This window comes from Variovorax sp. OV084 (genome assembly GCF_900111625.1).
GTDB lineage: Bacteria > Pseudomonadota > Gammaproteobacteria > Burkholderiales > Burkholderiaceae_C > Variovorax.
Window position 1 is genome coordinate 347,956 of record NZ_FOII01000004.1, and the last position, 25,109, is coordinate 373,064.

Annotated in this window: 25 protein-coding genes; 16 read left to right on the forward strand and 9 right to left on the reverse strand. The window is 68.3% G+C overall.

Annotated features, from left to right (window positions below; all coding sequences use genetic code 11):
• Positions 1-37 precede the first annotated feature (37 nt).
• On the forward strand, positions 38-1,009 hold the full coding sequence (locus BMW87_RS14360; protein ID WP_093076992.1) for a Bug family tripartite tricarboxylate transporter substrate binding protein: 972 nt from the start codon (positions 38-40) through the stop codon (positions 1,007-1,009).
• A gap of 12 nt (positions 1,010-1,021) precedes the next feature.
• Here BMW87_RS14360 and BMW87_RS14365 read toward each other — a convergent pair whose 3' ends face one another.
• Entirely contained in the window at positions 1,022-1,762 is a 741-nt protein-coding gene (locus tag BMW87_RS14365; protein WP_093076993.1) for an IclR family transcriptional regulator, read from the reverse strand.
• 131 nt (positions 1,763-1,893) lie between these two features.
• On the opposite strand from BMW87_RS14365, the gene BMW87_RS14370 reads away from it, so the two are divergent.
• The 6 genes from BMW87_RS14370 (at position 1,894) to BMW87_RS14395 (ending at position 8,546) form a co-directional block, all read left to right on the forward strand.
• Positions 1,894-2,832, forward strand: a complete 939-nt coding sequence (locus BMW87_RS14370; RefSeq protein ID WP_093076995.1) for a hydroxymethylglutaryl-CoA lyase — start codon at positions 1,894-1,896, stop codon at positions 2,830-2,832.
• Positions 2,825-4,015: a CaiB/BaiF CoA transferase family protein gene (locus BMW87_RS14375; RefSeq protein ID WP_093076996.1), complete on the forward strand. Its 1,191-nt coding sequence runs from the start codon at positions 2,825-2,827 to the stop codon at positions 4,013-4,015. Before BMW87_RS14370 ends, BMW87_RS14375 begins: the two co-directional genes overlap by 8 nt.
• 4 nt (positions 4,016-4,019) lie before the next feature.
• The gene (locus BMW87_RS14380) at positions 4,020-5,000 is read left to right on the forward strand and encodes a Bug family tripartite tricarboxylate transporter substrate binding protein (RefSeq protein ID WP_093076998.1); all 981 of its coding nucleotides are present in this window, start codon (positions 4,020-4,022) and stop codon (positions 4,998-5,000) included.
• A gap of 49 nt (positions 5,001-5,049) precedes the next feature.
• Positions 5,050-5,976, forward strand: a complete 927-nt coding sequence (locus BMW87_RS14385) for a LysR family transcriptional regulator (protein ID WP_093076999.1) — start codon at positions 5,050-5,052, stop codon at positions 5,974-5,976.
• Positions 5,977-6,037: 61 nt separating this feature from the next.
• Positions 6,038-6,490, forward strand: coding sequence for a DUF2214 family protein (locus tag BMW87_RS14390; RefSeq protein ID WP_093054094.1), 453 nt, complete (start codon positions 6,038-6,040; stop codon positions 6,488-6,490).
• Positions 6,491-6,497: 7 nt separating this feature from the next.
• Complete coding sequence (locus BMW87_RS14395) at positions 6,498-8,546, forward strand: spermidine synthase (RefSeq protein WP_093077001.1); 2,049 nt, start codon at positions 6,498-6,500, stop codon at positions 8,544-8,546.
• A 77-nt stretch (positions 8,547-8,623) separates the two neighbouring features.
• Here the strand turns inward: BMW87_RS14395 and BMW87_RS14400 are convergent, their stop codons facing one another.
• Complete coding sequence (locus BMW87_RS14400) at positions 8,624-8,962, reverse strand: hypothetical protein (protein WP_093077002.1); 339 nt, start codon at positions 8,960-8,962, stop codon at positions 8,624-8,626.
• A gap of 131 nt (positions 8,963-9,093) precedes the next feature.
• Between BMW87_RS14400 and argS the strand changes: the two genes are divergently transcribed.
• From argS to BMW87_RS14435, 7 genes are all read left to right on the forward strand, one after another.
• Complete coding sequence (argS, locus tag BMW87_RS14405; protein ID WP_093077004.1) at positions 9,094-10,779, forward strand: arginine--tRNA ligase; 1,686 nt, start codon at positions 9,094-9,096, stop codon at positions 10,777-10,779.
• A gap of 11 nt (positions 10,780-10,790) precedes the next feature.
• A complete protein-coding gene (locus BMW87_RS14410; protein ID WP_093054274.1) occupies positions 10,791-11,552 on the forward strand; it encodes an SPOR domain-containing protein in 762 nt (253 codons plus the stop codon).
• Positions 11,553-11,694: 142 nt separating this feature from the next.
• Entirely contained in the window at positions 11,695-12,342 is a 648-nt protein-coding gene (locus tag BMW87_RS14415; RefSeq protein WP_093054102.1) for a thiol:disulfide interchange protein DsbA/DsbL, read from the forward strand.
• Between the two features lie 142 nt (positions 12,343-12,484).
• Positions 12,485-13,198 (forward strand): lipopolysaccharide transport periplasmic protein LptA, encoded by a 714-nt coding sequence (lptA, locus tag BMW87_RS14420; RefSeq protein ID WP_093077006.1) that lies wholly within the window; start codon positions 12,485-12,487, stop codon positions 13,196-13,198.
• Positions 13,195-13,989 (forward strand): LPS export ABC transporter ATP-binding protein, encoded by a 795-nt coding sequence (gene lptB / locus BMW87_RS14425; protein WP_093054106.1) that lies wholly within the window; start codon positions 13,195-13,197, stop codon positions 13,987-13,989. Before lptA ends, lptB begins: the two co-directional genes overlap by 4 nt.
• A gap of 17 nt (positions 13,990-14,006) precedes the next feature.
• Entirely contained in the window at positions 14,007-15,608 is a 1,602-nt protein-coding gene (gene rpoN / locus BMW87_RS14430) for an RNA polymerase factor sigma-54 (protein WP_093077007.1), read from the forward strand.
• A 10-nt stretch (positions 15,609-15,618) separates the two neighbouring features.
• Positions 15,619-17,226, forward strand: coding sequence for a phospholipase D family protein (locus BMW87_RS14435; protein WP_093077009.1), 1,608 nt, complete (start codon positions 15,619-15,621; stop codon positions 17,224-17,226).
• Positions 17,227-17,233: 7 nt separating this feature from the next.
• On the opposite strand, the gene BMW87_RS14440 is transcribed toward BMW87_RS14435, so the two are convergent.
• The 5 genes from BMW87_RS14440 to BMW87_RS14460 form a co-directional block, all read right to left on the reverse strand.
• Complete coding sequence (locus BMW87_RS14440) at positions 17,234-17,881, reverse strand: LysE family translocator (protein WP_093077011.1); 648 nt, start codon at positions 17,879-17,881, stop codon at positions 17,234-17,236.
• Positions 17,882-17,900: 19 nt separating this feature from the next.
• Positions 17,901-18,545, reverse strand: coding sequence for a YceI family protein (locus BMW87_RS14445; protein ID WP_093054276.1), 645 nt, complete (start codon positions 18,543-18,545; stop codon positions 17,901-17,903).
• Between the two features lie 65 nt (positions 18,546-18,610).
• A complete protein-coding gene (locus tag BMW87_RS14450; protein ID WP_093077175.1) occupies positions 18,611-19,198 on the reverse strand; it encodes a YceI family protein in 588 nt (195 codons plus the stop codon).
• Entirely contained in the window at positions 19,198-19,782 is a 585-nt protein-coding gene (locus BMW87_RS14455; RefSeq protein WP_093077013.1) for a cytochrome b, read from the reverse strand. The genes BMW87_RS14450 and BMW87_RS14455 overlap by 1 nt, the downstream gene beginning before the upstream one ends.
• A gap of 87 nt (positions 19,783-19,869) precedes the next feature.
• A complete protein-coding gene (locus BMW87_RS14460) occupies positions 19,870-21,675 on the reverse strand; it encodes an ATP-binding response regulator (RefSeq protein ID WP_093077014.1) in 1,806 nt (601 codons plus the stop codon).
• 82 nt (positions 21,676-21,757) lie between these two features.
• On the opposite strand from BMW87_RS14460, the gene BMW87_RS14465 reads away from it, so the two are divergent.
• Positions 21,758-22,996 carry a THUMP domain-containing class I SAM-dependent RNA methyltransferase gene (locus BMW87_RS14465; protein WP_093077016.1) on the forward strand — a complete coding sequence of 413 codons (1,239 nt, stop codon included), beginning with the start codon at positions 21,758-21,760 and terminating at the stop codon, positions 22,994-22,996.
• Here BMW87_RS14465 and BMW87_RS14470 read toward each other — a convergent pair.
• Positions 22,982-23,449, reverse strand: a complete 468-nt coding sequence (locus BMW87_RS14470) for a surface-adhesin E family protein (RefSeq protein WP_093077018.1) — start codon at positions 23,447-23,449, stop codon at positions 22,982-22,984. The two genes, BMW87_RS14465 and BMW87_RS14470, sit on opposite strands and share 15 nt — an antisense overlap.
• Before the next feature lie 128 nt (positions 23,450-23,577).
• Here BMW87_RS14470 and BMW87_RS14475 point away from each other — a divergent pair, with 128 nt between their 5' ends.
• Complete coding sequence (locus tag BMW87_RS14475) at positions 23,578-24,009, forward strand: putative toxin-antitoxin system toxin component, PIN family (RefSeq protein WP_093077019.1); 432 nt, start codon at positions 23,578-23,580, stop codon at positions 24,007-24,009.
• A gap of 141 nt (positions 24,010-24,150) precedes the next feature.
• Here the strand turns inward: BMW87_RS14475 and BMW87_RS14480 are convergent, their stop codons facing one another.
• Entirely contained in the window at positions 24,151-25,062 is a 912-nt protein-coding gene (locus BMW87_RS14480; RefSeq protein WP_093054128.1) for a BUD32 family EKC/KEOPS complex subunit, read from the reverse strand.
• Positions 25,063-25,109: the final 47 nt, after the last annotated feature.

Sequence of the window (25,109 nt, forward strand, 5' to 3'; positions counted from 1 at the left end):
CACTCCTTTTTCAACAACGCCCCGAGGAGACAAGACCATGAAACGCCGTCAGTTCGCAGCGCAGTCCGCTGCCGCCTTTGCCGTCGCGGCCGCTGCGCCGCTGGTGTTCGCGCAGCAAGACCGCACGGTGCGGATCCTGGTCGGCTTTCCGCCGGGCGGCTCGGCGGACGTGGTGGCGCGGGTGCTCGCCGAGAAGATGCGCGTGTCGCTCGGGCAGAACGTCATCATCGACAACAAGCCCGGTGCGGCCGGCCGGCTCGCGCTGGGCGAACTCAAGCGCGCGGCACCGGACGGCACCACGCTGGTGTTCTCGCCGAGCGGCGCGATGGTGATCCATCCGTGGCTGTATCCGAACCTCGGCTACGACCCGGCGAAGGACTTCACCCCGATAGCGCTCGGCAGCACCTTCGACTTCGCGGTGACGGCCGGGCCCGGCGCGCCCGCCGGCGACCTGAAGACGGTGCTGGCGTGGATGAAGGCCAACCCGGCCAAGGCCAACTACGCCACCTCGGGCGCGGGCACGGTGCCGCACTTTGCCGGACAACTGATCGCCCAGGCGGCCGGCGTGCCGATGACGCACGTGGCCTACCGCGGCGGCGCGCCGGCTGCACAAGACCTGATCGGCGGCCAGGTGCCGCTGATGGTCGACACGGCCTCGGAAACCATCGAGCACCACCGCGCCGGCAAGGTCCGCATCCTCGCGGTGACGGGCGAGCAGCGCAGCCGCGCGCTGCCCGACGTGCCGACGCTGAAGGAGTCGGGCATCAACGTGACGGCCGATGCGTTCTTCGGCCTCTATGGCCCGCCGGGGATGTCGCCCGAAGTGGTCGCACGGATCGACAAGGCCGTGGCCGATGCGCTGCGCATGCCCGATGTGCAGGAGAAGATCTATTCGCTGGGGCTGGTGCCTGCGCATGCCGGGCCGGCCGAGTTGGCAGCCATCCAGGCAGCGCACTTGAAGCGCTGGGAAATGCCGATCAAGAACTCGGGCTTCAAGGCCGAGTCCTGATTCGCCGCCCGCTCAGACCTGCCCGCCGAGCTCCCGCGCTGCAGCCTGCACTGGCTCGATATAGCGCTCGTCGTAGCGGTGCGTGGGCATGGTCAGCGTGACTGCCGCGGCAAGGCTGCCGTCCGCATGGAACACCGGCGCCGAGATGCCCGCCAGTTCGGCCGTGCGGTCGCCCACCAGCGCGCAGTAGCCCTGCGCGCGAATGCTGTCGTACAGCTTGCGTTCCTTCGTGCCACGCGGCTGCTCGGCCTCCGGGCCGAAGGCGATCAGCACGCGCGCACCCGCGCCCCGGTCGTTGGGCAGCAGATCGCCAACGCGCACGTGGTCGCGCACCACGTGCGATGAATCGACCCGGAACTGGCACAGGCGCACCCAGCTGTCGCCCTGGTCCTGCCGCACGTGGTACGCCGCGCTTTCGCCCGTTGTTGCAGCGAGCGAGCGCAGCACCGGCAGCACGATGCGGTCAAGCGACTGCGACGCCGCGTACAGCCCGTGCAGCCGCGCGATCTCCATGCCCAGCGCATAGCGCCCGTCGTCCTGCCGGCGGATGAGCCGCGCATGTTCGAGCGAGGCCAGCAGTCGCAGCACGGTGCTCTTGTAGAGCTGCGTGCGCTCGGCGAACTGCGCGAGCGACAGCGCCTCGTCGCCCGGCTGAAAGGCCGAGAGCAGGCTCAGCGCGCGGTCGACCGCCGCCGCGCCGCCGGGGGCGGCATTGAGGTCGGACACGGATTCGGTCTGGGCTTTGCGGGGCATGAGGAGGAGGGAGGGAATGGGTCGGCTTGACAGTCGGGTGGATCGACGGTCTAATTCTGTTTAACGGAATATAGTTCTGTAAGATAGAACAGTCAAGCGATTCCACGATTCCATCGAAGGAGACAAGTCCGATGACACCCCCCGACGTCCTCATCAGCGAGGTCGGCCCGCGCGACGGCCTTCAGTCGGTCAAGGCCACGATGCCCACGGCCGACAAGCTGCGCTGGATCGACGCGCTCTACGCCGCCGGCATCCGCGAGATCGAGGTCGCGTCCTTCGTGCCCGCGAAGCTGCTGCCGCAGATGGCCGACGCCGCCGAGGTGGTGCGCCACGCCGTCACGCTGCCCGGCCTCACCGTGATGGCACTGGTGCCCAATCGCAAGGGCGCGCAGGCCGCGCTCGAAGCCGGCGTGCACAAGCTCACGATGCCGGTGTCGGCCAGCGTGGCGCACTCGCTGGCCAACGTGCGCAAGACACCGACCGAAATGGTCGAGGAGGTGCGCGCCATTTCCGATCTACGCCGCGCCATTGCGCCGCATGTGAAGCTCGAAGCCGGCATCTCCACCGCCTTCGGCTGCACGCTGCAGGGCCTGGTGCCCGAAGACGACGTGATCCGCCTGGCCGCGCAATGCATCGAGGCCGGCGCTGACGAATCGGGCCTGTCCGACACCGTGGGCTACGCCAACCCCGCGCAGGTGCGCCGCCTCTTCAAGCGGCTGCGCGCGGAGATCGGCAGGCACGCCGGTGCGGCCCACATGCACAACACGCGCGGACTTGGCATCGCCAACTGCCTCGCGGCTTGGGACGAGGGCGTGCGTACCTTCGACGCATCGCTCGGCGGTCTCGGCGGCTGCCCTTATGCGCCGGGCGCCTCGGGCAATGCCGTCACCGAAGACCTTGTGTTCATGTTCGAGGCCATGGGCGTGCGCACCGGCATCGACATCCAGAAACTCATCGCGGCGCGCGCGCCGCTCATGGCCGGCCTGCCGGGCGAGCCGGTCTACGGCATGACGCCGGAAGCCGGATTGCCCAAGGGCTTCGTCCAGGAACACACCGCACAACATGTCTGAAGCCAATCCTCTTCCTTATGCCGGCGTCCGCGTCGTCGAGTTCACCCACATGGTCATGGGCCCGACCTGCGGCCTGCTGCTGGCCGACCTCGGCGCCGAGGTCATCAAGGTCGAGCCCATCGAGGGCGACAACACGCGCCGCCTGCTCGGCTCGGGCTCGGGCTTCTTCCCGACCTTCAACCGCAACAAGAAGAGCATCGCGCTCGACCTGAAGAAGCCCGAGGGCGTGGAGGCCGCGCTGCGCCTCGTCGCCACCGCCGACGTCGTCAGCGAGAACTTCAAGCCCGGCACCATGAAGAAGCTGGGGCTCGACTACGACACGCTCAGCAAGCTCAACCCGCGCCTCGTCTACGTGAGCCACAAGGGCTTCTTGCCCGGCCCGTACGACCACCGCACCGCGCTCGACGAAGTGGTGCAGATGATGGGCGGCCTCGCCTACATGACGGGCCGCTCGGGCGACCCGCTGCGCGCGGGCACCAGCGTGAACGACATCATGGGCGGCATGTTCGGCGCCATCGGCGCAATGGCCGCGCTGCGCCAGCGCGACCTCACCGGCAAGGGCTGCGAAGTGCAGTCCGCGCTGTTCGAGAACAACGTGTTCCTGGTCGCGCAGCACATGATGCAGTTCGCCGCCACCGGCAAGGCGGCCGACCCGATGCCCAGCCGCATCTCGGCCTGGGCCGTGTACGACGTGTTCACCGTGAAGGACGGCGAGCAGATCTTCCTGGCGGCCGTGAGCGACAAGCAGTGGGCCATCTTCTGCAAGGCCTTCGGCTTGGAGGACATGCTGGCCGACCCGCGCCTGAAGACCAACAACGACCGCGTGCTGGCGCGCGAATGGATGATGCCCATCCTGCGCTCGCACCTCGCGAACCACAGCGCGGCCGAACTCAGCGCGGTGTTCGAGCAGAACGAGCTGCCCTTCGCGCCCATCACCAAGCCGCAGGAGCTGTTCGACGACCCGCACCTGAACGCCACCGGCGGCCTTGCGCCGGTGCGCATGAACGACGGCAGCACGGCCAAGGTGCCGCTGATGCCGTTCACGCTGGGAGGCGAACGGCCCGGCATCCGGCTGCAGCCGCCGCACATCGGCGAGCACAGCCGCGAGCTGCTGAAAGAAGTGGGCTACAGCGACGAAGAAATCGCCGCGCTCGAAACACAACACATCACCCTCGGAGACTGACCCCATGTTTTTCATCACACGGCGCGCCTTGCTGGCGTGCGCCGCGGCCGCCGCATGCCTGAACGCCGCTCCCGCTCTTGCCGACACGGCCTGGCCCGACAAGCCCGTGCGTCTCGTCGTGCCCTACACGCCCGGCGGCGCCACCGACATCGTGGCGCGCCTCATCGCGCAGAAGCTCGTCGACGACACCAAGTGGACCTTCATCGTCGACAACCGTGCGGGCGGCAACGGCAACATCGGCATGGACGTGGTCGCCAAGTCCAAACCCGATGGCTACACCATCGGCCTGGGCCAGACCGCCAACCTCGCGATCAACCCGACGCTGTTCCCCAAGATGCCCTACGACGCGCTGAAGGACCTGGTGCCGGTGTCGGTCGTGGCCTCGCAGCCCGTGGTGCTGGTGGTGCGCGCGGACGCGCCGTACAAGTCGCTGGCCGAGCTGGTCGCGGCCGCCAAGGCCAAGCCCGGCGAGATCAAGCAGGCGCTTGCCGGCACCGGCACGCTGGGCCACATGGCCGGCGAGGTGCTCGCGAAGCGCGCGGGGTTCCAGGTGCTCAACGTGCCGTACAAGGGCGCCGCGCCGGCCATCACCGACCTGCTTGGCGGCCAGACCGACTACATGTTCGCCACGCCGCAGGGCGCGCTCGCCATGGTGAAGGGCGGCAAGCTGCGCGCGCTGGCCGTCACCTCGGCCAAGCGCCTGCCGGTGATGCCCGAGGTGCCGACCGTGGGCGAGAGCTACAAGGGCTTCGAGGCGGTGGACTGGAAGGCGCTCGTGGTGCCGGCCGGCACGCCCGCCGACATCGTGAAGAAGCTCAATGCCGCCGTCGACAAGGCGCTGGCCAAGCCCGCGACCATCTCGCAGCTGCTGGCCGAAGGCAGCACGCCCGTGGGCGGCAGTCCGGAGCAGGCGGCGCAGTACGTCAAGGCCGAGCATGCGCGCTGGGGCGCGGCGGTGCGCGAGGCGGGCGTACGGCCCGAATAGGCGCCCCCCAGCTAACCAGCAAACCGGCGGGCGATATAGTTTCCGCCCCATGGACCGCCTCAAGCAGCTCGAATCCTTCGTCTCGGTCGCGACCCGCGGCGGTCTCACGGCCGCGGCCAAGGCCGAGGGCGTGGCGCCCGCGATCATGGGGCGCCGGCTCGATGCGCTGGAAGAGCGCCTGGGCGTCAAGCTGCTGGTGCGCACCACGCGCCGCATCACGCTCACGCACGAAGGCAGCGCATTCCTCGAGGACTGCCAGCGTCTCCTGGCCGAGTTCGCCAACGCAGAAGCCAGCGTGAGCGCCGGCGGCATCAAGGCCAGCGGCCATCTGCGCGTGACGGCGCCGGCGGGCTTCGGCCGCAGGCACGTCGCGCCGCTGGTACCGCGATTTCATGCCCTGCACCCGGAAGTGACGATCTCGCTGAACCTCAGCGACCGCGTGGTCGACGTCACCGGCGAGAGCTTCGATTGCGCGGTGCGCGTGGGCGACCTGCCCGATTCATCGCTCGTGAGCGTGCGGCTCGCCGACAACCGCCGCCGCTGCGTTGCCACGCCCGAGTTCGTGCGCCGCCACGGCATGCCCAAGCACCCGGGCGAGCTCTCGCGCTTTGCCTGCCTCACGCTGTCGAGCGATGCCTCGCAGACGCGCGGCTGGGCGTTTCGCATCGTCAACGAGGAAGGCACCCAGGAGCTGATCCACCTGCGCCCCAGCGGCCCGCTCGATTGCTCCGACGGCCAGGTGCTGCACGACTGGTGCCTGGCCGGCCACGGCATCGCCTGGCGCAGCACCTGGGAGGTCGAGGCCGAGATCGATGCCGGCCTGCTCGTGCCCCTGCTCGACGAGTTCGCCGCGCCGCCCAACGGCATCTACGCGGTGTTCGCGGGCGCCAAGCACCTGCCGCTGCGGGTGCGACTGTGGCTTGATTTCCTCAAGGAGCAATACGGCAACCCGGAATTCTGGGGTGGAAGGGCCTGAGGCGCATCAGCGGCGTCACAATCTGTTTGCATTTGCAACCCCACTCGGAAGAAAGCCATCGATGACGCTCGAAGCCATCCTCGCGTACCTGCACTTGCTTGCCATCCTCACGATGGTTGTCTTCATTTCCAGCGAAGCGGCGCTATGCCGCGTGCAGTGGCTCAACGCCGCAGTGGTCGAGCGGCTGGCCAAGGTCGACATGGTCTACGGCATTGCCGCCATCGCGGTGCTCGCCACGGGCATCGCGCGCACCTGGTGGGGCGTGAAGGGCACGGCCTGGTACTGGACCAACCCGCTGCTGCACGTGAAGCTGGGGCTGTTCATCATCGTGGGCGTGCTCTCGATCTTCCCGACGCTCACCTACTTCCGCTGGCGCAAGACGCTGCGCGCCACCGGCAAGCTGCCGGCCGAGGCCGACATCAAGAAAACGCGCAAGCTGGTGATGGTGCAGGCGCACCTGATCGCACTGATTCCGCTGGTGGCGGTGTTCCTGGCCCGCGGCTTCGGCAAGTAAGCCCGGCATGGGACACCCCGGCATCCAGCTTCTGTTTGCCGGCACCATCTTCAGCAGCGCGTTCCTGCTGTTCCTGGTCCAGCCACTGATCGCAAAGCAGATTCTTCCGTGGTTCGGCGGCTCGGCCGCGGTGTGGTCGATCTGCATGGTGTTCTTCCAGGTGGTGCTGCTCGCGGGGTACGCGTATTCCGACTGGGTCACGCGCCATCTGCGCATGCGGGCACAGGCCGTGCTGCACGTGGCGCTGCTGCTCGCGAGCCTGGCGTTTCTTCCGATCGTGGTGAGCGCGAACTGGAAGCCGACGGGCACCGAAGACCCAGCCTGGCGCATCCTGGGGCTGCTGTTCGGCACCATCGGCCTGCCGTATTTCCTGCTCTCGACCACCGGGCCGCTGGTGCAGTCATGGGTAGCGCGCACGCCGTGGGGCGCGCAGGTGTACCGCTATTTCTCGCTGTCGAACCTGGCCTCGCTGCTGTCGCTGCTGAGCTATCCCGTGCTGATCGAGCCGCGCAGCACGCTGCTGCAGCAGGCGCACGGATGGTCGTGGGGCTACGCCGCCTTCGTGGTGCTGTGTGCCGGCACGACGCTGTACATGGCGCGGCGATTGACGGCCGAGGTAGTGCCGCAGCAGTCATCGCCGGGCCAGGCCACCCAAGCCGTCGTGGAGGACAAGCCGCCGCGCGTCGCCGACTACCTGCTGTGGCTCGCGCTGCCGGCGCTGGCGTCGTGGCTGCTGCTGGCCGTGACGAACCACATCACCCAGAACGTTGCCGCGGTGCCATTCCTTTGGGTGCTGCCGCTGTCGCTGTATCTGCTGACTTTCGTCCTGTGCTTCGAGAGCGACCGCTGGTACAGGCGCGGCGTGTTCCTGCCGCTGGCGGCCGTCATGCTGCTGCTGTGCGCCTTCGGCCTGCAGCACCACATCGGCGCCGAGGTCCGCATTGCGCTGCCGCTGTATGTGTCGGGGCTGTTCGTGCTGTGCATGTTCCTGCACGGCGAAACCGCGAAGCTGCGGCCGGGGCCGCGCTACCTCACGCGCTTCTATCTGATGATGTCGCTCGGCGGGGCGCTGGGCGGGGTGACGGTCGGGCTGGTCGCGCCGCATGTGCTGGTGGCGTACTACGAGCTGGGGCTCGGCCTGATGCTGACCGCGCTGGCGGCGGCGGCCGTGCTGCGCCAGCGGGTGTGGCTGCGGGTCTGCTGCGTGGTGCTGGCCGCCTGCTGCACGCTCTTCCTGCTGCTGCAGGTCGGCAGCGACCGGTCGGGCGCGCGCAGCCTGCAGCGCAATTTCTATGGGGCGCTGCTGGTCTACGACACGACGGGCGATCCTCCGTCCGACAACGTGCGCCAGCTGGCGCATGGGTCGATCAAGCACGGCTCGCAGTTCCTGGACCCGGAGCGCCGGCACGAGCCCACCACCTACTACGGCGAAACCTCCGGCATCGGCCGCGCGATCGACTCTGCGCCGGCCGGGCCGCGCCGCGTGGGCCTGATCGGACTGGGTGCGGGCACGCTCGCGACCTATGGCCGCAGCGGCGACGTCTACCGCTTCTACGAGATCAATCCGCAGGTGTTCGCGCTGGCGGACAAGGAGTTCAGTTTCCTGCGCGACAGCGAAGCGCGCATCGAGCGCGTGCTCGGCGATGCCCGGCTGGCGCTGGAGCGAGAGCCGGCGCAGGGTTTCGACGTGCTCGCGGTCGACGCCTTTTCAGGGGACTCGGTGCCGGTGCACCTTCTCACGGCCGAGGCGATGGACGTGTACCTGCGGCACATGAAGCCCGAGGGCGTGATCGCCTTTCACGTGACCAACCGGTTCCTGGCGCTCGCTCCCGTGATCGCCAAAGTGGCCGAGGCCCGGGGACTGCACGCGGTGCTGGTGCACGACGAGGCCGAGCAGTCCGACTGGCTGCACCGTACCGACTGGGTGCTGGTCGCGCGCGATCCGCAGGTGCTGGCGCGCGAGCTGATACGAGAGGCCGCGACGCCGATCGCCACGAAGCCGGGCCAGCGGCCCTGGACCGACGACTTCAACAACCTGCTGGGCGTGCTGAAGTAGCGTGGTGCATTGGCGCGGCCATGAAAAAGGCCCGCACGTGGCGGGCCTCTTTTCACAATTGTCAGTGCAGCGTGGCTTCAGGCCTTGGCGTCTTTCTCGCACTTCTTCATGAAGCTGTTCTTGGCGGCGCCGGCCAGTGCCTTGCCGTTCTTGTCGACGGCCTTGGCGGCGCAGGCGGGAGCAGCTGCAGCCTTGGTGTCCTTCTCGCACTTCTTGATGGAGCTGGCCTTGGCCGCGCCAGCGAGGGCCTTGCCATTCTTGTCCACAGCCTTGGATTCGCAGCTTGCACCGGCGGCGGCAGCGGGTGCAGCAGCGGCGGCGGGGGCTGGTGCCGGGGTGGCGGCCTTGTCTTGAGCCTGTGCGGCGCCGAAGGAAAGACAGGCGCCGAGTGCGAGCAGGGAAAGGAGCTTCTTCATGGTGATGTGTCCTTGCAAGGTTGGGTTGTGACAGGAGCCCCGCCTCGGGGCCGACCATCCTAACGGGCCAAGCCAACAATCGGATGACCATCGTCAACTGCACCCGGGTTTGCCCCCGGTAAAATTCCCGGATGCTATTGGTCAAACAGGAGCTGCTCGCGGCGCTCGCGAACACGCTCGAATCCTTCTCGCCCGGCGCTGGCTCCAAAGCCGCGTTCGAGTCGCCCAAGGTGGCTGCGCATGGCGATTTCGCCAGCACGGCCGCCATGCAGCTCGCCAAACCGCTGGGGCGCAAGCCCCGCGAGCTGGCCGAGCAACTGAGCGCTGCGCTGCTCGCCACCCCCGCTTTCGGCCAATGGGTCGAGGCCATCGAGATCGCCGGGCCCGGCTTTCTCAACATCCGCCTGAAGACAACGGCCAAGCAGCAGATCGTGCGCGAGGTGCTGTCGGCCGGGAATACTTTCGGGCAACAGCCCGCCACCGGCGAGAAGGTGCTGGTCGAGTTCGTCTCGGCCAACCCGACCGGCCCGCTGCACGTCGGCCACGGCCGCCAGGCGGCACTGGGCGACGCCATCTGCAACCTGCGCGCCTCGCAGGGCGAAAGCGTCTGGCGCGAGTACTACTACAACGACGCTGGCGTGCAGATCCAGACGCTGGCCACCAGCACGCAGCTGCGCGCCCGCGACTTCAAGCCCGGCGACGCCGAATGGCCCAGCGGCGAGAAGGCCCCTGCCTATAACGGCGACTACATCGCCGACATCGCCGAAGACTTCAAGGCGAAGAAGACCGTCAAGTCGGAAGACCGCGAAGTCACCGCCAGCGGAAACATCGACGATATCGACGCGATCCGCGAGTTCGCCGTGGCCTACCTGCGCCGCGAGCAAGACCTCGACCTGCAGGCCTTCCGCGTTCATTTCGACCAGTACTACCTGGAGTCCAGCCTCTACACCAGCGGCCGCGTCGAAGCTGCCGTGCAGAAGCTCGTGGCCGCCGGCAAGACCTACGAACAAGACGGCGCGCTGTGGCTGAAGTCGACCGACTACGGCGACGACAAAGACCGCGTGATGAAAAAGCAGGACGGCACGTACACGTACTTCGTGCCCGACGTCGCGTATCACATCGCCAAGTGGGAGCGCGGCTTCCACAAGGTCATCAACATCCAGGGCACCGACCACCACGGCACCATCGCGCGCGTGCGCGCCGGCCTGCAGGCGGCCGGCGAAGGCATTCCCGAGGGCTACCCCGACTACGTGCTGCACACCATGGTGCGCGTCATGAAGGGCGGCGAAGAGGTCAAGATCAGCAAGCGCGCCGGCAGCTACGTCACGCTGCGCGACCTGATCGAGTGGACCAGCACCGATGCCATCCGCTTCTTCCTGCTCAGCCGCAAGCCCGACACCGAATACACCTTCGACGTCGACCTCGCGGTGACGAAAAACAACGACAACCCGGTTTATTACGTGCAGTACGCGCATGCGCGCATCTGCTCGGTGCTGGCCGGCTGGGGCGGCGACGCGGCCACGCTGAAGGACGTCGACCTGTCGCCGCTCGAAAGCCCGGCCGCCCAGGCGCTGATGCTGCTGCTGGCCAAGTACCCGGCCATGCTGACGGCCGCGTCGAAGGACTTCGCTCCGCACGACGTCACGTTCTACCTGCGCGAGCTGGCCGCCAGCTACCACAGCTACTACGACGCCGAGCGCATCCTGGTCGACGACGAAAAGGTCAAGCTGGCCCGCCTGGCGCTGGTCGCCGCGACCGCGCAGGTGCTGCACAATGGCCTCGCGATTCTCGGCGTCAGTGCGCCGAGCAAGATGTGAACCTCCTCACCATGAAGAAGACAACCAGACAACGCGGCAACATCGTCATCGGCCTGATCATCGGGCTGGTGCTCGGCCTGGGCGTCGCGCTGGGCATCGCGGTCTACGTGACCAAGGTGCCGATCCCGTTCGTGACCAAGACGCAGCGCGGCGGCGCCGAGCAGGACGAGGCCGAGGCCCGCAAGAACCGCGACTGGGACCCGAACGCGCCGCTGGCCGGCAAGGCAGGCGCCGCCAAGCCGGCGCCCGCACCCACCGGCCCGGTCAACCCCGTCACCGGCGAGCCGGCCACCACCGCCGTGGCCCCTGCCACCGCCCCGCCCACGACCGCACCGCCGGTGCCCGTGGTGGTGGCGCCCAAGCCGCCGCGCCCTGCGCCGGTGCCGGCCGAAGCCAATGCCCTGCCGCCTTCGAACGATCCGCTGGGCGACCTGGCCCGGGCGCGCTCGGGCGGCGGCGCCAGCTCCGGCAGCACGACCACCGCGTCGGCCGCACCGAGCAGCAACAGCAATGCCGGCAGCAGTTCCGGCCCCGATCCGTTCATGTACTTCGTGCAGGCCGGCGCCTTCCGCACCACTGACGACGCCGAGGCGCAGCGCGCCAAGCTGTCGCTGATGGGCGTCGAGGCCAAGGTCACCGAGCGCGAGCAGGCGGGCCGCACCGTCTACCGCGTGCGCGCGGGCCCCTTCAACAAGAAGGACGACGCCGACCGCCTCAAGGAGCGGCTCGACGGCGGCGGCATGGATTCGGCGCTGGTTCGCGTGCAGCGCTGACCCGGCAGCCGACACAAATAGCCCCTAAGCTTCGCCGCGCGGCGTTTGCCGCCACCATCCACTGCCTCGGGCGCGCCGGATGAGGGGGAACTCCCCGCCGCGCGCCGGCTCAGTCTGCCGTAACAACTGGAGAGCTCTTTCAATGAAACGTCGTGACTTTTCGCTGGCCGCCACTTCGCTCGGGCTGCTGTCCCTGGCTGCCAACCCTGCCCACGCCCAGGCGCGTGCGCCCAAGGCCGGCACCGAATACCTGGTGCTCGACAAGCGCGTGCCGGTCGACGCGCCCGCCGGCAAGATCGAGGTGGTCGAGTTCTTCTCGTACAACTGCCCGCATTGCAACGACTTCGAGCCGGCGCTGGAAGCCTGGATCAAGACGGTGCCCAAGGAAGTCGCCTTCCGCCGCATCCCCGTGCCTTTCGTGGGCAACGACGTCGAAGCCAAGCAGCGCCTGTACTACGCGCTCGAAGCCATGGGCAAGGTCGACGAATATCAGCCGAAGGTGTTCAACGCGATCCACGCGCAGCGCCAGAACGTGAACGGCGACGCCAACATCATTGCCTGGGCCGCCGCGAACGGCCTGGACGGCGCCAAGTTCAAGGAAGTCTTCACCTCCTTCGGCGTGGCCAGCAAGGCCAAGCGCGCCTCGCAAATGACCGACGCCTACAAGGTGGCTGGCGTGCCGGCAATGGCCGTGGCCGGCCGCTGGTACGTGGACGGCGAAACCGCCGGCAACATGACCAAAGTGCTTCAGGTCGTGAACTATCTGATCGGCGAAGCGAAGAAGGGCTGACCCCCCAGGATCGCGGTCCGGCGGAGCCGGTTCCGCGGTGTTCCAGGAAGAAAGTCAAGCCCGCATCGGCGGGCTTTTTCATCTGTGCGTGCGGGGCTGACGCAATCAGCCGCATACAATGCCGAGCAAGTTTCGTGCCTCTATGACATTGCACTCTCACCCCACCACTACCTTCCTCCGTCGCATCGGCCGCCTGGCCGCCGGCGCGCTGTTGCTGGCCGGCCTTGCCTCGGGCGCACTGGCCGAAACCGCCGACCGCACCAAGCCGATGAACATCGAGTCGGACTCGATGCGCTACGACGACCTGAAGCAGACCAGCGTGTTCACCGGTAACGTGCTCGTTACGAAGGGCACGATCATCATCCGCGGCGCACGCATGGATGTACGCCAGGACCCCGAGGGCTACCAGTACGGCGTGGTCACGGCGGCACCGGGCAAGCGGGCCTACTACAAGCAGAAACGCAATGCGCCCGACGAGTGGATCGAGGGCGAGTCGGAAGTCATCGAGTACGACAGCCGCGCCGACAACGTCAAGTTCATCCGCAACGCCACCATGCGCCGCCTGCTTGGCGCTACGCCGAACGACGAGAGCCAGGGCGCGCTGATTGTCTACGACCAGAGCAACGACACCTACACGGTCAACGGTTCCACTGTGCCGCCGAACACCGCCGTCAACGCGTCCACCCCGGGCGGGCGCGTCAAGACCATCCTGACCCCCAAGGCCGCCACCGCACCGGCAGCCGGTGCCTCAGCTCCGGCCGGCGCGAAGGCGGCGCCGCCGGCGCCCACGCCCGCACCCGGCAAGGGCCTGCGCCAGAGCACCACGCTCAGTGACCAGGGAGAAACCCGCAAGTGATCGAAACCGCAGGAACGCAGGACGCCAACGGCGCACCGGGCAGCCGCCTGATCGCGCGCGGCCTGAAGAAGAGCTACGGCAGCCGCACGGTCGTGAAAGACGTCTCGCTCGACGTGCAGAAGGGCGAAGTCGTCGGGTTGCTCGGGCCGAACGGCGCGGGCAAGACCACCTCGTTCTACATGATCGTGGGGCTGGTGCGCGCCGACGCGGGCGACATCAGCATCGACGGCGAGCCCATCGCCCACATGCCGATCCATCGCCGCGCCCGCATGGGCCTGAGCTACCTGCCGCAGGAAGCCTCGATCTTCCGCAAGCTCACGGTCGAGGAAAACGTGCGCGCCGTGCTCGAGCTCCAGAGCGAGCCCGACGAGAACGGCAAGATGGCGCCGCTGTCGAAGCAGCACATGGACGAGCGCCTGGCCGAGCTGCTGGCCGACCTGCGCGTCGACCACCTGCGCGATTCGCCCGCGCTCGCGCTGTCGGGCGGCGAGCGCCGCCGCGTCGAAATTGCGCGTGCGCTGGCTACGCAGCCGCGCTTCATCCTGCTGGACGAGCCCTTCGCCGGCATCGACCCGATCGCGGTGATCGAGATCCAGCGGATCATCAGCTTCCTGAAAGAGCGCGGCATCGGCGTGCTCATCACCGACCACAACGTGCGTGAAACGCTGGGCATCTGCGATCACGCTTTCATCATCAGCGACGGGCATGTGCTGGCACAAGGCACACCCTCGGAGATCGTCGACAACGCCGAAGTACGCAGGGTGTACTTGGGCGAACACTTCCGCATGTAAGGGCGGGAGCGGTTCCCATGAAGCAAGGGCTATCCCTTCGCGTCTCGCAGCATCTGGCGTTGACGCCACAGCTGCAGCAGTCGATCAGGCTGCTTCAACTCTCCACGCTCGAACTGAGCCAGGAGGTGGAGCAGATGCTCGACGAGAACCCGTTCCTCGAGCGCACGGCTGAAGAAGCGGCGCGCGAGGAATTCGGGCTCGACACGGCCGATGCCCCGGTGCCGCGCGACGACGGCGGCGATAGCGGCGACGGCGAAAGCGACTTCGCTTCGCCCGCCGCCAGCGCGTCCACTGCTTCCACCGAAACCAGCACCACCACCACGGCCGACACCGACGGCCCCGCTGCCGAGATCACCGAGCGCGAGCCCGACTGGGAAGGCGACGGCACCGTCGACATGGCGCCCGACGACAGCGAATGGGGCAGCGATGCGCCCGCGCGCCAGAACAACCTCGGCGACGACGAACGTGCCGACGCCACCGAACTCGCGCGCAGCCAGGAGTCGCTGCAGTCCTTCCTGCACCGCCAGGCCCTGAGCCTGCGCCTGAACGAGAACGACAGCGCCGCGCTGCGCTTTCTCATCGAATCGCTCAACGACGACGGCTACCTGGAAGACTCGCTGCCCGCACTGGCCTCGGGCCTGGCCGGCGACGACAACGACCAGTTCGACGACCTCGTGCATCACTTTCAGGTGGCGCTCGGCCTGCTGCAAAGCCTGGAACCCGCCGGCGTCGGCGCTCGCGACCTCGGCGAATGCCTGGGCATCCAGCTGCGTGCCCTGGCCCGCGAGGACGAGACCGACGAGGAAGAGCTGGTCCGCAAGACCGCCATCGCCATCTGCAAGCAGCCAATGGAGCTGCTCGCGCGCCGCGACTTCAAGCGCCTGGCCACGCTCACCCGCAGCAACGAGGAGCTGGTGCGCTCGGCGCTGCAGATCATCGCGCGGCTCGAGCCCAAGCCGGGTCGGCGCTTCGTCGACGTCGAGCGCAACATCGTCATTCCCGACGTGATCGTCACCAAGACGGGCCGCGGCACCAATGTGAAGTTCCGCGTCATGCTGAACCCCGAGGTGATGCCGCGCCTGCGCGTGCACGACATCTATGCCGGCGCACTCAAGTCGCACAAGGGCGAAGGCAGCCAGGCGCTGTCGCAGCGGCTGCAGGAGGCGCGCTGGTTCATCAAGAACATCCAGCAGCGCTTCGACACCATCCTGCGCGTGAGCAACGCCATCGTCGAGCGGCAGAAGAGCTACTTCGTGCACGGCGAACTCGCGATGCGCCCGCTGGTGCTGCGCGAGATCGCCGACGAACTGGGCCTGCACGAATCGACCATCTCGCGCGTGACCACCGCCAAGTACATGGCCACGCCCTTCGGCACGGTCGAGCTCAAGTACTTCTTCGGCTCGGCGCTGGGCACCGAAACCGGCGGCAATGCGTCGAGCACCGCGGTGCGCGCGCTGATCAAGCAGTTCGTCAGCTCCGAGAGCATCAAGAAGCCGCTGTCGGACAGCCAGATCTCCGAGATGCTGAAAGAGCAGGGCATCGAGTGCGCGCGCCGCACCGTGGCCAAGTACCGCGAGGCGCTGCGCATCGCGCCCGCCAACCTGCGCAAGGCCCTGTAGAAAGCCACCGATGACCCGTCGCCTGCCGTCGCTTTCGCGTTGTGGGCATTGGGTTTTCGTCATGGCTGCGGTCTTGCTGTTCGCAGGCTGCGCCACATTGCCCGACGAGGCGCCGCGCCCGCCCACCAAGGCCATGGCCGTGTCAGCCGACACCGCGCTCGGCAAGATCGCGCTGGCCTCCCAGCCCGACCCCGACCTGAGCGGCTTTCGCCTCATGCCCGGCGGCGACTTCGCCTTCGACACCCGTATCCAGCTGGCCCGCCGCGCGCAGCTCACGCTCGACGTGCAGTACTACCAGATCGAGAACGACGAGACCGGCCGCTACCTGATGCGCACCCTGCGCGACGCCGCCCAGCGCGGCGTGCGCGTGCGGCTGCTGATGGACGACCTCTACACCTCCGGCGAAGACGAGCTGCTGCTCGGCCTGGCCGCCACGCCCAACGTGGAGCTGCGCCTGTTCAACCCGTTCCCGGCCGGGCGCGGCAGCCTGCTGAAGCGCTTCAGCGCGTCGCTCTTCGACTTCAGCCGCGTCAACCGCCGCATGCACAACAAGCTGTTCATTGCCGACGGCGCGATGGCGGTGGCGGGCGGGCGCAACATCGGCAACCAGTATTTCAGGCGCACGGCGGGGGAGAACTTCCTCGACCTCGACACCTTCGTCACCGGCGCGCTGATCCCGCGGCTGGGCAGCCTGTTCGACCAGTACTGGAACAGCATCTACGTGCGGCCGATCCAGTCGGTGGTGGCCAGCGACCTGTCGCGCGAGGAGCTGCAGAAGCGCTTCGACGTCGCCACCGGCCTCGACACCACGCCACCACCGCCGCCGCCCGCGCCCAACGACCTGCTTGGCTACAGCCCGATGGCGGAAGACCTGAACGCCGGCAAGCTCGGACTGATCTGGGCCACCGCAGAGGCCTACGCCGATTCGCCCGAGCGCGTGATCGGCAAGACCACGTCCTACGGCGGCGTGCCGCTGCTGGACGTCGACAGCGTGCGCTACAACGTGGTCGAGCAGATGCGCCGTGCGCGCTCCGAGGTGACCATCGTCTCGCCCTACCTCATTCCGGGCGCCTCGGGGCTGGAGGTGATGCGCGAGATCCGCGGCCGCAACGTGAAGATCAGCGTCGTCACCAATTCGCTGGCCGCCACCGACGAGCCGCTGGTGCACACCGCCTACCGCCGCTACCGGCCCGACATGCTCAAGCTCGGCGCCGACCTCTACGAACTGAGCTCCACGCGCACCCGGCGCAGCGTGCGGCTCGGCCTGTTCGGCACCTCGGTAGGCAGGCTGCATGCCAAGTCGGCGGTGATCGACCGGCGCATTCTTTTCGTCGGCTCGATGAATTTCGATCCGCGCTCGGAGACGCACAACACCGAGATCGGTCTCTTCATCCGCAGCCCCGAGATGGCGCAACAGGCGCTCAAGCTCATCGACGTGCTCAAGCAGCAGGGCGCCTACCGGCTGCGCTTTGCCGAGGGCAGCAACGAGTCGCGCATCGAATGGGTCAGCGACGACGCCGGCAAGCTCACCGTGCTGAGCGAGGAGCCCGACTCCGGCTTCTGGGACCGGACCATGCTCGAATTGCTGGCGCCGCTGACGCCGGAGAGCCTGTTGTAGCGTCGGCTCAGTTGCCGCGCACGGCCGACCAGATCAGCCGCAGGCCCAGCAGCCCCATCACGCCGCCGGCGGCCCGGTCGATCCAGACCTTGTAGCGCAGGTAGGTCGAGCGTGGCGCTGCCGAGGAAAGCGCCAGCGCCACGATGGCGTACCAGCCCGTCTCGATGCAGAAGATGACCGCCGGCACCGCCAGTGCGAGCACCAGCGGCACCTCGCGCGGCAGGAAGGCCGCGAAGATGCTGGCGTAGACCACGGCAGTCTTCGGGTTGCTGACCTGCGTGGCCAGGCCCAGCAGGAAGGTGCGGCCGCTGCGGCCCTGCTGGCGCGGCGACCCGTCCGTCTCTTGCGCCGCCACGGCCAGCGGCTGCCGCGCGCCGCTCCAGATGCGAAAGCCCAGGTAGACGAGGTAGGCGCCCCCCAGGCCCTTGATGGCCACGTACAGCGCCGGCACGGCCAGGAACGCCGCCTGCAGCCCGGCCAGCGCGGCGATCGCGAAGACCAGCCCGCCGGCACCCATGCCCAGCGCTGCGGCCAGTCCGTCGGTGCGCGAGGTCACGGCGGTGCGGGCCACCATCACGAAGCTGGGGCCGGGACTCATCGCGCCCACAGTCATGGCGCCGGCGATGCCGAGCAGCGAAAGGGTGGTGTCCATCATGGCCTTGCCTTCTCCGGTGTCACTGCACGTTGACCGCTTCGACCTGCACCAGCAGCTTCACCTTGTTCTCGAAGCCGAAGTTCAGCCCCCAGGTGATGCCCCAGTCGCTGCGCTCCACGGTCGTCTCGAAGTCGCCGCCGCACACCTGGCGGTTGATCAGCGGGCTCAGGTAGCAGTTGAAGCGCACGGCCTTCAGCGTCACCGGCTTGGTCTGGCCCATCAGCGTGAGCGTGCCCGGCACGTCGACCACCTTGCCGCCGCTGAAGTCGATGCGGTCGGCCACGAAGCGGCCGGTCGGAAACTCGGCCACGTTGAAGAAGTCCTTGCTTTGCACGTGGCGGTTGAGCAGGTCGACGCCGGTGTTGATGGAGCTGATGTCCATCGTGATGTCGACCTTGCCGCTGGCGCCGGTACCGTCGATCTGCACGGAGCCGTCCTTGGTGCTGAAGCGGCCCCGGTTGGTGGTGGTGCCGTAGTGGCCCATTTCATACATCACGAAGGTGTGCGTCGGGTCGACCACGTAGTTGGCGTTTTTCACCGGCCCGCCCGCGGGCTTGGCGGCCACGGCCGGCGCGGTGTATTCGGGCCCTTGTGGTTGCTGCTGTGCCGTGGCGCCGGTGAACGCGGCGGCCGACAGGGCCGCGGCGAGAAGGAGCTTTTTCATGGCGTTGGTTGTGTGGGTCATGAAAGAGAAAAGTGAGTGAGGGGAGGGCAGGCCCATTCGGCCGTTCACAGCGGCCCGAGGCCTGTAAGCGTGAACTTGAAGCGCACCTGCACCTCGTTGCCGACCATCGAGGTGTCGGTCCATTCGCCGTCGCCCACCTTGTAGTCGAGCCGCTGGATCGTAAAGCTTCCGGTGGCCACCGCGTAGTTGCCGCCGGCCGCCGCGATGCTGACGGGCACCGTCACGTACTTGGCCGTGCCCTTGATGGTGAGCTTGCCCGCCATCTCGAACTTGCCGTCGCCCAGCGCCTTGATGGCGCTCGACTGGAAGCTTGCCTGCGGGAAATGCGCGGCGTCGAACCATGGCTGCTTGGGCAACTCGGCATCGCTCATCGGAACGCCGAAGCCTGCGCTGGCCGTGTCGATCTGCAGCGCGACGCTGCCGCCCTCGGGCTTCTTCGGATCGAAGGCGACGTGTGCGTCGAACTTCTTGAACGTGCCTTCCACCGGCACGCCCATCTGCTTGGTGACGAACACGATCTGGCTCTTGTCGGCAACGAGCTTCGCGGCCGCGGGCTCGGCGCTGGCTGGTAGCGCGATGGCGAAGGCCAGCGCCGCGAGCGGCGGCAAGAGGCGGAAAAACAGTCGCTTCATCATCGAGCAGATTCCTTGCGTGGCCCGGGCCACATGCGTTTCAGAAGACCGTCGCGGTCGATCCAGTGGTGCTTGAGCACCGCCACCACGTGCAGCAGCGTGACGCCCGCCAGCACGAAGGCGCAGTTGCGGTGCAACGGCTGCAGCACCGCCTCGGCGAAGTCGTGGTCGACCGGCACGAAGTCGGGCAGCGGCAGCACGCCGAACCACGCGACCGGCATGCCCATGGCCGAGCTGTAAGCCCAGCCGGACAGCGGCACCGCGAAGAACAGCAGGTACATCAGCGTGTGGCTGATGCGGTAGCTCGCCAGCTGCAGCCGCGTCATGCCCGGCGGGAGCGCCGGCGGACGGTGCCCCAGCCGCCACAGCAGCCGCAGCGCCGAGAGCGCGAGGATCGTGATGCCCGCCCACTTGTGCCAGCTGTACACCTTCAGCCGCAGCGGCGAGAACGGCAGGCCCGTCATGTAGAGCCCGACGCCGAACGAACCGACGATCAGGGCCGCAAGCAGCCAGTGCAGCGCGATCGCGAGCGGGTCGTAGCGCGGGTCGGCGGCGGGGGGAGGGGGGGATGTGTCGGTGGACATCGAAGGCAGGGCTGGCGGCCTGTGCGCGGAGCATATATCGGAAGCCATGACAGCACAGCAGGGGCCGTGCCAGCCCGGTGGCCTCGGTCAGCCCCGCAGCAGCTGCGCCTTCAGCAGCACGCCGCGCAGTTCGTCCGGCTGCACCGGCTTGCGCAGCGCATGCCAGCCGCGCTCGGCGGCGAGCCGCTGGGTGGCTTCGTTGATGTCGGCCGAAATCAGCGCGATCGCCAATGAGGGCTTCTGCCGCTGCAGCTTCTCGGCCAGCGCGATGCCATCGAGCGCACCCGGCAGGCGGATGTCGCACAGCGCCGCGTCGAGCGCGCGCAGGTCGGCCAGCGCCAGCGCCTCGGCGGCGCTGGCATAGACGCGCGGCTCCACTTCCCATTGCAGCAGCAGGGCCGAGAGGCTGTCGGCCACCACCGTGTTGTCTTCCACCACCAGCACGGCGAGCCCGGGGCGCAACGGCGTGCGCGCCGCCTCGTCGCCATCGTCCTGCGCCACCGCAGCAGGGCGCGCCGCCACCACCGCGCCTTCCGGCGCTGCAGGCAGTTCGAAGCTGAACACCGACCCCCGCCCCGGCGCCGAGCGCAGCGACACCGCAATGCCGAGCTGCGCCGCCAGCCGCCGCACGATCGCCAGGCCCAGCCCATGGCCGCGCTGCAGGTTGCGCTCGACGTTGCCGATCTGCTCGAAGTCGTTGAACACGCGCTGCTGCGCGTCGGCCGCGATGCCGATGCCACTGTCGCGCACCTCCACGCGCCAGGCCCTGCCGGCGCCTCGCCGCCGCGCCCGCACCGCCAGCAGCACGCGCCCGCGCGGTGTGAACTTGACGGCGTTGTCGACCAGGTTGGCGAGCACGCGGCGCAGCGACACCGTGTCGCTCCAGGCGATTGCGTCCCGCGGGCAGCGCACCAGCACCCGGCCGTCGCCCGCCTGCCGGGCCAGTTCCTGCAGCAGCGGTGCCAGCGCCACTGCCGCCGGGCGCAGCGGATCGACCGCGGCCTCGATGCGGCCGATTTCCAGCAGCTGGTTGGTCAGCCCCTCCAGCGCCTGCTGCGCCCGCGCCAGCGAGCCCACCGTGTGCTGCACCGCCTCCATGTCCGCGCCGTTGTTCAGCTGCTGGCGCAGCACCTCGGCCTGCAGGCCGATGGCCATCACCGGCTGGCGCAGGTCGTGGTTGGCGGCCGAGAAGAAGCGCAGACGCTCGGCCTGCGCATGCTCGGAGGCGCGCAGGCCGGCCAGAGCCTGTTCGCGCAGGGTGCGCTCGTTGAGCCGCAGGCCGATGTTCTCTTCGAGCTGGCGCGAACGCTCGGCCACCAGCTTCCACATCATCGCGATCAGGCCGATGCCGATGACTGCCACGGCCATCATCACCGGCGCGCCCATCCATAGGCCGGTAACGATGATCGGCGCCAGCAGCAGAGTGATGGCGAGCTGCGTGGCCGGTGTGTAGAACGACACCGAGAAGGCCGACGACAGCGTCATGCCCATCAGGATCAGGCCCAGCAGCAGTTGCAGGTCGGCGCTCGCGGGGTTGAACAGCAGCACCCCGGCCAGCCCGTGCGCCAGCTCCCAGATGGCCGTGCGCAGCGTGTGCGTGCGCTGCGCCTCGCGCAGCGTTTCGGGCGTGAAGGGTTCTGGCAGGCGCTGCGGGAAGAAGCCGCGCATTACCGTCACCCCCGTGACCAGCGCGATCCAGACCAGCGCGCGCGTCAGCGAGTACTGCCAGGCGAAGAGCGCCGCCACGCCGCAGTTCAGCAGGTACTGCACCAGCAGCACCGGACCGATGGGCCGGACCGACAGCCGCAGCACCTCGCACTGGATCGCGAAGCGGTCGTCGCTGCTGTCGCTGGCGGCGGCCGGCGCGGTCGGTGATGCGGGGGTGGGGGTCATCGGCGAATCGACTATATAGAGAAGGTGCGTGACGCGGCGACAATGGAGTCCCCTAGTCGGGTTCCCCGATGGTCAAATTTCCGTGAACGATCTCTCCTTTTTCCTGCCTTGCGCCGCCGGCGTCGAGGAATTCCTCGCCCAGGAGGTGCACGCCCTGACCGGCCGCGTCGGCCAGGACCTGCTCACGCTGCGCGGCGGCGTGCGCGTGCGCGCCGACTGGCGCGACGCCTTGAAGCTCAACCTGCACTGCCGGCTCGCGCAGCGCGTGCTGGTCGAACTGGCCCACGCGCCCTACCGCAGCGAGAACGACCTGTACGCCATTGCCAACGGCGTGGCCTGGGAGATCTGGTTCACCCCGAAGCAGACCTTCAAGATCGAGACCACCGCCCAGCACAGCCCGCTGCAGAGCCTGAATTTCGCCACCCTGCGCATCAAGGACGCCATTGCCGACCGCTTCCGCGCCAAGGCCAACGGCGTGCGCCCGAGCATCGAGACCCAGTGGCCCGACTGCCGCGTGTTCGCCCACCTGACCACCGACACCTGCACGCTTTACATCGACACCTCGGGCGAGCCGCTGTTCAAGCGCGGCTGGCGCCAGGACAAGGGCGACGCCCCGCTGAAGGAAACCCTGGCCGCCGCCATGCTGGCCGCCAGCGGCTGGTGGAATCCCGAAACGGGCGAAGTGTCGACCCAGCCGCTGTACGACCCCTGCTGCGGCAGCGGCACTATTGCCATCGAGGCGGCGCAGATCGCGCGCGGCATCGCGGCCGGGTCGCTGCGGCGCTTCGGCTTCGAGAAGCTGCTGCCGTTCCAGGCGCACGTGTGGACCGCCATCAGGCAGGAGGCCGAGACGACCGTGCGCGAGGGCGGCGTGGCGATCTTCGGCTCTGACGTGTCGCACCGCATGGTCGACTTTGCCGAACGCAACGCCGAGCGCGCCGGTGTGGCGCAGGCCATCGAGTTCCGCGGCGGCGACGCGCTGCAGCGCATGCCGCCGGCCGAGGGCGGCGTGATCATGCTCAACCCGCCGTACGGCGAGCGCATCGAGGTGGGCGGCGTGGCCGGCACGGGGCGCTCGGGTGCGCGCGAATCGGCGCAGACCGAAGCAGGCGAAGGGGGTGATGGCGGCGAATTCTTCCCGCAGCTCGCCACCCACTGGAAGAAGAATTACGCCGGCTGGACCGCCTGGGTGCTCACGCCCGACCTCAAGCTGCCCAAGCAGATGCGCCTGAAGGAATCGCGCCGCGTGCCGATGTGGAACGGCCCTATCGAATGCCGCCTGTTCCGCTTCGACATGGTCGCGGGCTCAGCGCGGAAGTAGCTCGCCTTCGGGCTTGGGCTGCTGTTCTTTGGCTTCCTTGGGGCGAACGGCACAGGCCGCGTTGATCGTTCGCGTGACGAGGTCGCGTGCGCCGGCCAGGGTCACGGTGCGCACGTCGCTCTCCTCGAAATGCCTTACCGCGACCGGCTCGCCGACGAAATCCGGATGGCCGAAGTAGGTAGCGCTCACGTAGCGCGCGCTGCGGGCCTCGCAATCGACCTTGGTCCGGGCCTGGAAAGAGCGGAACCTGATGCCGTCGCGGCCCGTGCGGTCTTCCGGCAGGCTCATGCGCAGGCTCACGAGGCGGTTCGAGCCGTCCACCTCGACGCTGGTCGGCTCGACCTGCACGTAGCTGCTGGTGGCGTCGCCGGGCGTGCCCGACAGCGTGAACCACTCGGCCCGGACACCCACGGAGGCGAGCAGGACGAGGCAGAGCAGCGGGAGACGTTTCATGAAAGAGGGCGGATGCTGTGATGAGGCAGGGCGCGCAAGCGCCCGGGAGCATTGTCGTCGGCCGAACCGACTCGGGCCTGACGCCGGCCCTGCATGGTGCAACATCGGCGATATCCCCCGCACATTCCATGACGTTGACAGAATCCTCCGCCCCCGTCGTCATCGACACCAACATCGCGCTCGACCTGCTGGTCTTCGAAGATCCGGCCTGGGAGCCGCTGACTGCGCGGCTGGCCGCGGGAGAACTGCGCTGGCTGGTTACGGCCGCCATGCGCATGGAGCTCGAACGCGTGCTGGGCTATCCGCTGATTGCAAGGCGCATGGCGCAGCGCGAACTGCAGGTGCCGGTGGTGCTGGCAGATTTCGACGCGCGGGTGCAGATGGTCGAGGGCATTCCGCCGCGCGCACCTTGCGTGTGCAGCGATCCTGATGACCAGGTGTTCATCGACCTGGCCGTGGCGCACCGGGCGCTGCTGCTGAGCAAGGATCGGGCGGTGCTGTCGATGAAGAAGAGGCTGGCGCTGCGTGGGGTGGCGGTGCAGGCGGCGTTTGGGCCGTGAGATCTGCCGCTCGCATCCTCTCCATCGGTGCCGGAGCGATTGCGCTCGGCTTTGTCTTCTACAAGCTCATCGGGCCCGTGGGCCATTGGTATGAACTCAAAGAAGCAAATTGATCGCCAATAACTCGCGCAACGACTGTCGCTAATTCGGGAGAGGCGCCAGATACCACCGCCCCAGCAACCGCGCCACCGCCCGCACCCGCTGCGTATCGCGCCCCCACCGCCGGCTCGCCGGCAGCTTCTGCGCCCACTTCATGCGCCGCGCTGCGTTCGCGATGCGCTCGCGTACCTCTTCGTTCACGCCGGACAGCGCCGCATGCCAGTGCTGCCCGGCAGCCTGCGGCGCGGCGGCTTCCAGCATCATGGCCGTCGAGTGCAGGTAGCTCAGCCAGTCGCGCGCCTGGCATTCGGCCAGTGTCATGACCTCGGCCGGGTCATCCTCGAAATCGATGTAGCCGATCACGCCGTCAGGGCACTGCACGAGGTTGCGGTCGAAGGCCTGGCTCAGGTGCTGGCCGCGCACGTGCACGGCGGCGATTGCTGTCAGGCCCTCGCGCCAAACAGCCAGCAGCGCCGCGGGGCCCGCTGCGGCGGCCTGGTCGAGCCGCTCCTGCAGCACGACCGTTGCGCGGCCGCTTTCGCCCAGGTCCGAGATCAGCAGGCCATCGGCCTGTTGTGCCAGCACCACCGGCACGCGCAGGCCGGCGGCCGCGAGCTGTTTCAGCCGACGCGCCTCGGTGGCGATGGCCGCTTCGCCGCCCGGGTTGGGCACCGGCTTGATGATGTCCAGCCGCGCCATGCGGGCGACCGCCGCCATCACGCGGTAGCCCCACTTGCCATGCCGGGGGCCGGCCTTCTTGAGCCACACGCGTTCGCTGCCGAAGCGGTGGCTGGCCACGTTCTTCTTCTGCTGGGGCAGGGTGGTGCGCAGGAACTCCGCGTAGTCGCTGGGCGCTGGCGGGTTCGGGGAAAGCGCGTCGAGGGGCGCGGGCGCCGAAGCTGCGCCCTTGCGCGTTTGCAGGCGCGCGTTGGCGCCTCGTCTCAAAGGATTCATCAGGTCGATACCTCCGCACTCCGTGCTGCGGTACGAGCTTGCTTGGG